The following is an 8,116-nucleotide window of genomic DNA, read 5'->3' as shown; positions in this document are numbered from 1 at the left end:
CTTTTGATTTTGCTTTTTAAAAACAAGATCAAAAGATCGCAGCCTTCGGCAGCTCCTACAGGGAGTTGTCCGAAGCAGGCATTTCAGTGTTGGGCTTTGTGATCCAGGGCGGCGTAGAAGTTGGCGCTCTGTTGCAGGTATTTCTGGGTGTAGCTCTGGGTGTGGGATTTTTTGCTGTTGATTTCAACGTTGGCACTGGCTGGCAGCACAACGGTGGCGGAGATGGCGGAAGCGGCGATAACGGAGAAGAGATTGAAGTTCATGGCGGTAACCCTCGTGTTCGGTTGGCTTGCTTGCCCGGTTGGGCTGTGAAGCAAACTTAACGCTCGAGGGTTGATCGCTTGAAATGCTTTGTAGCATTACCGGATATCAGCGCGATTAATACAAAGAGACAGGCCCCGTAAACCGGGGCCTGTGGCTTATTGTCGCACTATAAACTTGAGGTCGCTGGGCGCGTCCATCGGCAGTTTCTGCACGGTTTTGCCGAGCAGACCGGTCTTGCCATCGCGCTCGACGACGACAATTTCGTTGCTTTTCTGGTTGGCGATCAGCAGGAATTTGCCACTCGGGTCGAGGCTGAATTCGCGCGGGTGATCACCGTCCACCGAGCGTTTTTGCAGCTCTTTGAGCTGACCGGTGGCCGGATCGATCGCGAACACCACCAGTTGATTGGCAGTGCCACGGTTGCTGACGTAGAGGAACTTGCCATCGGCCGAGGCATGCAGCGCGGCGCCGGCCTTGTCCGACGTTGGCTGACCAGCGGCCAGATCGACCAGTTGCGTCTGGGTCAGCACGCCATCGTGGTAATCGAACACCGCGACTTGCGCGCTCATTTCCATGGTCAGCCAGGCGTGTTTGCCGTCAGCGCTGAACAGCAGATGACGCGGACCGCTGCCGGCCGGCAAGGGCACTGCGGCGGTCATCGCCGGCGTCAGCGGCAAATCCGGGTTGGCCTTCGGATCGAACAGGTAGACGAAAACCTTGTCCGCGCCCAGATCATTGGAGAAGACGTAGCGGCCGTCAGGCGAAGAAACCGTCGAGTGCACGTGGTTGGAGGCCTGGCGCTCAAGATTGATCCGGCTCGCCGGATGCGCGCTCATCTGCACGACAGGTTTGAGTTTGCCGTCGGCACCAACCGGCAATACCGCCAGCGTTCCACCCGGATCTTCCATCACCGAATAGTTGCTGACGAACAAGTGGCTGGCGTCAGCGCTGAGGCTCGAATGGGTCGGCTCGTTGCCCAGGCTCTGCACTTGATTGATCAGCGTCAGCGTGTGGGTTTTCGGATCGATCGAATAGCTGCTGACGCGACCGACCGGGTCTTTCTGGCCCGGGCCGTTTTCGTTGACCACAAACAGGCGACGCTGGTCTTTGGACAGGGTCAGCCATGACGGGTTTTCGCTCTTGACCACTTGCAGCGGCTTGGCGGCGATCTGGCCGGTGGCGCTGTCGAAGTTCATTCGATAGAGGCCCTGGCTGGTGTTGGCGGTGTAGGAACCGACCAGCAACTGGAAGCTCTCGGCGGATGCGCTGGAAAGTCCCATGGCACCGACGCTGCCGGCCATCAGCAGCGGCCAGAATTTACGCATTTTCATCAGTTTCGTCCTCGTCATCGCTGCTGCTGACTACGTCACCGTGGCAGACCAGGCGGTGTTCGCCGATCGCTTTGGTTTCATTGAAATAACCGACGATCAGCCAGCTTTGCAGTGAGTCATCAAACGTTGCCGCTGCAACCTGCGCCGGAGTGAATTCCCAATGCTTGGCCGCGCGGCCGTCGATGCATTCGATGTGCAGGTTGTCGTCTTCGTCGAGGGCGAATTCGAAGGCGTGCAGGCCATCGATTTCGACCATGCCGCAGTGTTCGAGGGCGTTGAGAAGGGTTTGGGCAGTCATGGCAAACAGTCTTTCTAGGGGGGAAAGGGCCAATGATAGCTCAATGTGATCCAGAGGCCCCGCTGTTACCCCTGTGGGAGCGAGCTTGCTCGCGAATGCAGTGTGTCAGTCGACAAATATGTTTCTGATACACCGCTTTCGCGAGCAAGCTCGCTCCCACAGGGGATATTGGCTGGCAGTTACAGCGCGTCGCGCGAGGGCTTGCCGTCGACGAGGCGCTGAATGCGCAGCGGGTTGGCGTTTTTCAGCGGCTCGGGCAGCAAGCTGTCCGGGTAATTCTGGAAGCACACCGGGCGCAGGAAGCGGTCGATGGCCAGCGTGCCCACCGACGTGCCACGGGCATCGGACGTCGCCGGATACGGCCCGCCGTGCACCATCGAATCGCACACTTCAACACCGGTTGGATAACCATTAAGCAGAATCCGCCCGACCTTCTGTTCCAGCAGCGGTGTCAGTTCAGCAAACTGCTCGAAGTCCGTCAGCTCACCAATAATCGTCGCGGTGAGTTGCCCGTGCAGGCCATGCAACGCCGCACTGAGTTGCGCCTGATCCGCCACTTCGACAATCACCGTGGTCGGGCCGAACACTTCTTCCTGCAGCACTTCATCGCCATCGATCAACAGGCTCACATCAGCCTTGAACAACTGCGGCTGCGCCTGATTGCCCTGCTGCGGATTACCGGCCAGATGCTCGACGCCGGGATGCGCCAACAGCTTCTCCAAGCCTTTACCGTAGCTGCCGAGGGTGCCGGCATTGAGCATGGTTTGCGCTGGCTGATCACCGATCAGACCGGCGACTTGCTGGACGAACGCGCTGAACTGCGGCGAACGAATGCCAATCACCAGACCCGGATTGGTACAGAACTGGCCACAGCCCTGCACCACCGAAGCGGTCAGGTCGCGGGCAACCGTTTCCGAACGCTCGGCAAGGGCCTGCGGCAGGACGATCACCGGGTTGATGCTCGACATCTCGGCAAACACCGGAATCGGTTGCGGGCGCGCGGCAGCCATGTCGCACAGCGCCCGGCCACCCTTGAGCGAACCGGTGAAACCGACTGCCTGGATCGCCGGATGCTTGACCAGCCATTCGCCGACGCCACCACCGTAGATCATGTTGAACACACCGGCCGGCATCGCGGTTTTTTCGGCGGCGCGAATCAGCGCATCGGCGACCAGTTCTGCTGTCGCCATATGGCCGCTGTGGGCCTTGAACACCACCGGGCAACCGGAGGCCAGCGCCGACGCGGTGTCGCCGCCGGCAGTTGAAAATGCCAGTGGAAAGTTGCTTGCGCCGAACACCGCTACGGGGCCGAGACCAATGCGGTATTGGCGCAGATCCGGACGTGGCAGTGGCTGGCGATCCGGCAGTGGCAGATCAATGCGCGCGCCATAGAAATCACCACGGCGCAACACTTTGGCGAACAGACGCATTTGCCCGCTAGTGCGTCCACGTTCGCCCTGAATGCGGCCGGCCGGCAATGCGGTTTCGCGGCAGACCACGGCGACGAAGTCATCACCGAGCGCATCCAGCTCATCGGCAATCGCATCGAGAAACTGCGCACGGCGTTCGGCGCTGAGGCTGCGATAGGCCGGGTATGCGGCAGCGGCGGCTTTGGCGGCGGCGTCTACTTCTTCAACCGTGGCCTGAATGAAATCGTGCGGCAGTTGCTCGCCCGTCGTGGCATCAATGGATTGCAGTTTGACGTCGCCAGCAGCGCTACGCTGACCGCCAATGTAGTTGTGACCGAGAATCTGAGTCATGGGATCTCCTTAAAGGGTGCCGATGCTGTCCGGCTCAAAAGCGGCCGCGATCGGCACGATGCCGTTGACCAGCGGTGCGCCGAATTCGGCCTGGCTGATTTCGAACAGGTCGCCCGGTTGCGTGCGAATGCCATCGGCGAACGACAGCGTCGCGGTGCCGAAGAAGTGAATGTGCACGTCGCCCGGACGCAGGAACTGGCGGTATTTGAAGTGGTGGTATTCGAGGTTGGCGAGGCTGTGGCACATGTTCGCCTCGCCGCTGAGAAACTCGTTCTGCCAGAGCACTTCGCCGTCACGCAGAATTCGACTGGTGCCGGCAAGGTGTTGAGGCAGTTCACCGGTACGAAGTTCCGGGCCATAGCTGCAGCTGCGCAATTTCGAATGCGCAAGGTACAGGTAATTCTTGCGCTCCATGACGTGGTCGGAGAACTCGTTGCCGACCGCGAAACCGAGGCGATAAGGCTTACCGTCGTGGCCGATGATGTAGAGACCGGCCATTTCTGGCTCCTCCCCGGCGTCATCAGCAAAGGGAGGCACCGGGAAAGGTTGGCCCGGACGCACGACGATGCTGCCGTCGCCCTTGTAGAACCATTCCGGTTGCACACCGGCCTGCCCCGCCGCCGGTTTGCCGCCCTCCACGCCCCATTTGAAAATGCGCATGGTGTCGGTCATCGCCGCTTCGTCGCCAGCCTGCTGGTGCATTTTGTCTCGCGCCGAAGCGCTGCCCAGGTGGGTCAGACCGGTACCGCTGACCAGCATGTGTGCCGGATCCGGGTGGTCGAGGGGCGGCAGGATGCGCAGTTGCGCGAGCAGCTCGGCGTAGTCGTGGCTGATGCCGAGACCGAGATTCTGCACTTGCTGCTCAAGGGAGTAGCCGGCCTCGATGGCGGCCAGCGCCAGATCGCGCACGCTGCGCGCGTCTTGCACTTCGCGCACCAGACCGTTGTCGACCACGCCGACGCGGCGCTCGCCGTTGCTTAATTCGAATTGAACCAGATGCATGATTTTCTCCTGTGTTATTCGAAACACCGCAGATCCTTGTAGGAGTGAGCCTGCTCGCGATAGCGGTGTGTCAGCCAAAAAATTGCCAACTGATAGACCGCTATCGCGAGCAGGCTCACTCCTACAGGGGACCGGTGTTGGTCAGTCAGGTTCGAGTGGCGCTGCGTGCGCTGGCGGCGAACTGGTCAACGGGCAGGACGTGTTTGCGTTCCAGCACGCGGTAGACGATGCCGGTCAGAATCAAGCCAAACACCATCACTCCAGAGAGGAAATACAATCCCGAAGCCAAATTGCCGGTGTACTCCTTCAACGCCCCAATCACGAACGGCCCGATGTACCCGCCGAGATTCCCTACCGAGTTGATCAAGGCAATCCCCGCCGCCGCACTCGCACCAGCAAAGAACCGTCCCGGCAACGTCCAGAACACCGCCGTGCAGGAAAACAGCGCAAACGCCACCAGACACAGCGCCGCCAGTTGCGCCACCGGCAACGACAGCCACGCACTGAGGAACAACCCAATCGCGCCCAGCACATACAGCACCGCCAGATGCCCGTAACGATCATTCAACCGGTCGGAACTGCGCGGCACGATCAGCAAACCGATGATCCCGAAGATGTACGGCACCGACGACACGAAACCGGTGACCAGATCGCTTCCGCCAAACTGTTTGATCAGCGTCGGTAACCATAGACCGAGACCATAAATGCTCAACGTCACCGGCAGATAGAACAGCGCCAGCAGCAACACGCGTTTGTCTTTCAGCGCATGCAACGGGTTGCCGTGGCGAGTCTGGCCGTATTCCTGCAGGTCCTTTTTCAGCTCACCGGTCAGCCAGTCTTTCTCTGCCTGATCCATCCATTTCACTTGCTGCGGGCCGTCCGGCAACCAACGCAACACCGGCCAGGTCAGCAGGATCGCCGGCGTGCCGATGACGATAAACAGCCACTGCCAGCCATGCAGACCCAAAACGCCGTCCATGCCAAGCAAGCCGCCGGACACGGGGCCGGTGATCATCATTGCGATCGGCTGGGAAAGGATGAACAGGCCAAGGATCTTGCCGCGATGGCGTACCGGGAACCATTGGGTGATGTAGTAGAGAACGCCCGGGAAGAAGCCCGCCTCGGCCGCGCCGAGCAGAAAGCGCATCACGTAGAAACTGTGCGGGCCTTGGACGAAGGCCATGCCGATGGTGATCGCGCCCCAGGTGATCATGATTCGCGCAAACCAGCGCCGCGCGCCAAAGCGTTCGAGCATCAGGTTGCTGGGGATTTCGAGGAGGAAGTAACCAATGAAGAACAGCCCGGCGCCGAGGCCGTAAGCCGCATCGCCGATGCCGATGTCGGCGCCCATGTGCAGCTTGGCGAAGCCGACGGCGGAGCGATCCACATAGGCGATCAGGTACAGCAGGATCAGGAAGGGAATCAGTTTCAGCGTAATGCGCCGTATCAGCCGCAGTTCCTGGCTCATGAGATCGGTCTCCGATTGTTGTTTTTATAGAACCTCGGGGGACGCCTCTCACGGAAAACCGTCAGGGCCATCCCTCCGTCGAAAACGACTATATAGTAATACTAATTCACCAACAACACTTCCAAACCTAGGATTTTGCGCTTAGATTAAGCCGTAGCTGGAACACTATAGTCATACAATAAGAGAATCGATCATGTCTGATAAGAAACCCACCCTGCGCTCCGCCCAATGGTTTGGCACGGCCGACAAGAACGGCTTCATGTACCGCAGCTGGATGAAGAATCAGGGCATCGCCGACCACCAGTTCCACGGCAAGCCGATCATCGGCATCTGCAACACCTGGTCGGAACTGACCCCGTGCAACGCGCACTTCCGCCAGATCGCGGAGCACGTCAAACGCGGGGTGATCGAGGCCGGTGGTTTTCCAGTGGAATTCCCGGTGTTCTCCAACGGCGAATCGAACCTGCGCCCGACCGCAATGCTCACTCGCAACCTGGCGAGCATGGACGTTGAAGAGGCCATTCGCGGCAACCCGATCGACGGCGTAGTGCTGCTGACCGGTTGCGACAAAACCACTCCAGCGCTGCTGATGGGCGCGGCCAGTTGCGACGTGCCGGCGATTGTTGTCACCGGCGGACCGATGTTGAACGGCAAACACAAGGGCAAGGACATCGGTTCCGGCACGGTGGTCTGGCAGCTCAGCGAACAGGTCAAGGCTGGCACTATTACCATCGACGATTTCCTCGCGGCCGAGGGCGGCATGTCGCGTTCGGCAGGCACCTGCAACACCATGGGCACCGCGTCGACCATGGCCTGCATGGCTGAAGCACTCGGCACTTCGCTGCCGCACAACGCGGCGATTCCGGCGGTAGATGCGCGACGTTATGTGTTGGCGCACATGTCCGGCATGCGTGCGGTGGAGATGGTTCGCGAAGATCTGAAACTGTCGAAGATTCTGACCAAGGAAGCCTTCGAGAACGCTATCCGCGTGAACGCTGCCATCGGCGGCTCGACCAACGCGGTGATTCACTTGAAAGCCATCGCCGGGCGCATCGGCGTTGAACTGGATCTGGATGACTGGACCCGTATCGGACGCGGCATGCCGACCATTGTCGACCTGCAACCGTCGGGGCGTTTCCTGATGGAAGAGTTCTATTACGCTGGCGGCCTGCCAGCGGTGCTGCGGCGTCTTGGTGAAGCCAATCTGATTCCCAATCCGAATGCACTGACCGTCAACGGCAAGTCGATCGGCGAGAACACCAAGGACGCGCCGATCTATGGCGAAGACGAAGTGATCCGTACCCTCGACAACCCGATTCGCGCCGACGGCGGGATTTGTGTATTGCGCGGCAATCTGGCGCCGCTCGGTGCTGTGCTCAAACCGTCCGCCGCGACCCCGGAATTGATGCAGCATCGTGGCCGCGCGGTGGTGTTCGAGAACTTCGACATGTACAAGGCGCGGATCAATGATCCGGAACTGGACGTCGATAAAGATTCGATTCTGGTAATGAAAAACTGCGGGCCGAAGGGTTATCCGGGCATGGCCGAGGTCGGCAACATGGGTTTACCGGCCAAGTTGCTGGCGCAGGGTGTGACCGATATGGTGCGCATTTCTGATGCACGGATGAGCGGCACGGCGTACGGCACGGTGGTTTTGCATGTGGCGCCGGAAGCCGCGGCTGGCGGGCCTTTGGCGACCGTGAAGGAAGGCGACTGGATCGAGTTGGACTGCGCCACCGGACGTTTGCACCTGGACATTCCGGATGCTGAGCTGGCGGCGCGCATGGCGGATCTGCAGCCGCCGCAGCAGTTGTTGGTGGGCGGCTATCGTCAGCTGTACATCGATCATGTGCTGCAGGCTGATCAGGGTTGTGACTTTGACTTCCTCGTCGGTTGCCGAGGTGCCGAAGTGCCGCGCCACTCCCACTAACACCGCCGTCCCCCTGTAGGAGTGAGCCTGCTCGCGATAGCGGTGTGTCAGTTAACAATTGTT

The 8,116-nt window shown here is 60.1% G+C and carries 7 protein-coding genes; 1 reads left to right on the top strand and 6 read right to left on the bottom strand.

Going from position 1 to position 8,116, the window contains the following annotated elements; all coding sequences use genetic code 11:
- Window positions 1–83: 83 nt before the first annotated feature.
- The 6 genes from ACW9IR_RS27585 to ACW9IR_RS27560 all read right to left on the bottom strand — a co-directional run bounded on the left by ACW9IR_RS27585 (window position 84) and on the right by ACW9IR_RS27560 (window position 6,123).
- On the bottom strand, window positions 84–263 hold the full coding sequence (locus ACW9IR_RS27585; RefSeq protein WP_007917967.1) for a hypothetical protein: 180 nt from the start codon (window positions 261–263) through the stop codon (window positions 84–86).
- A gap of 156 nt (window positions 264–419) precedes the next feature.
- A complete protein-coding gene (locus ACW9IR_RS27580; protein ID WP_110720969.1) occupies window positions 420–1,595 on the bottom strand; it encodes a lactonase family protein in 1,176 nt (391 codons plus the stop codon).
- Window positions 1,582–1,893, bottom strand: coding sequence for a DUF5629 family protein (locus ACW9IR_RS27575; protein ID WP_038368119.1), 312 nt, complete (start codon window positions 1,891–1,893; stop codon window positions 1,582–1,584). The genes ACW9IR_RS27580 and ACW9IR_RS27575 overlap by 14 nt, the downstream gene beginning before the upstream one ends.
- Window positions 1,894–2,072: 179 nt before the next feature.
- The gene (locus tag ACW9IR_RS27570; RefSeq protein ID WP_457465780.1) at window positions 2,073–3,653 is read right to left on the bottom strand and encodes an aldehyde dehydrogenase (NADP(+)); all 1,581 of its coding nucleotides are present in this window, start codon (window positions 3,651–3,653) and stop codon (window positions 2,073–2,075) included.
- A gap of 9 nt (window positions 3,654–3,662) precedes the next feature.
- On the bottom strand, window positions 3,663–4,655 hold the full coding sequence (gene araD1, locus ACW9IR_RS27565; protein ID WP_457465778.1) for an AraD1 family protein: 993 nt from the start codon (window positions 4,653–4,655) through the stop codon (window positions 3,663–3,665).
- A 145-nt stretch (window positions 4,656–4,800) separates the two neighbouring features.
- Window positions 4,801–6,123: an MFS transporter gene (locus ACW9IR_RS27560; protein WP_102902173.1), complete on the bottom strand. Its 1,323-nt coding sequence runs from the start codon at window positions 6,121–6,123 to the stop codon at window positions 4,801–4,803.
- Window positions 6,124–6,316: 193 nt separating this feature from the next.
- On the opposite strand from ACW9IR_RS27560, the gene ACW9IR_RS27555 reads away from it, so the two are divergent.
- Window positions 6,317–8,053, top strand: coding sequence for an IlvD/Edd family dehydratase (locus tag ACW9IR_RS27555; protein WP_007917984.1), 1,737 nt, complete (start codon window positions 6,317–6,319; stop codon window positions 8,051–8,053).
- The last annotated feature ends 63 nt before the right edge of the window (window positions 8,054–8,116 follow it).

The sequence above is a fragment of the Pseudomonas sp. SDT291_1_S447 genome (assembly GCF_054070155.1).
The sequence above is the reverse complement of the archived record's forward strand: the minus strand, read 5'-3'. Positions and strand labels throughout refer to the sequence as shown.

Bases quoted from the DNA above. Each gene is read 5' to 3' on its own strand.
- ACW9IR_RS27585 (WP_007917967.1), bottom strand. From the start codon at position 263: ATGAACTTCAATCTCTTCTCCGTTATCGCCGCTTCCGCCATCTCCGCC.
- ACW9IR_RS27580 (WP_110720969.1), bottom strand. From the start codon at position 1,595: ATGAAAATGCGTAAATTCTGGCCGCTGCTGATGGCCGGCAGCGTCGGT.
- ACW9IR_RS27575 (WP_038368119.1), bottom strand. From the start codon at position 1,893: ATGACTGCCCAAACCCTTCTCAACGCCCTCGAACACTGCGGCATGGTC.
- ACW9IR_RS27570 (WP_457465780.1), bottom strand. From the start codon at position 3,653: ATGACTCAGATTCTCGGTCACAACTACATTGGCGGTCAGCGTAGCGCT.
- araD1 (WP_457465778.1), bottom strand. From the start codon at position 4,655: ATGCATCTGGTTCAATTCGAATTAAGCAACGGCGAGCGCCGCGTCGGC.
- ACW9IR_RS27560 (WP_102902173.1), bottom strand. From the start codon at position 6,123: ATGAGCCAGGAACTGCGGCTGATACGGCGCATTACGCTGAAACTGATT.
- ACW9IR_RS27555 (WP_007917984.1), top strand. From the start codon at position 6,317: ATGTCTGATAAGAAACCCACCCTGCGCTCCGCCCAATGGTTTGGCACG.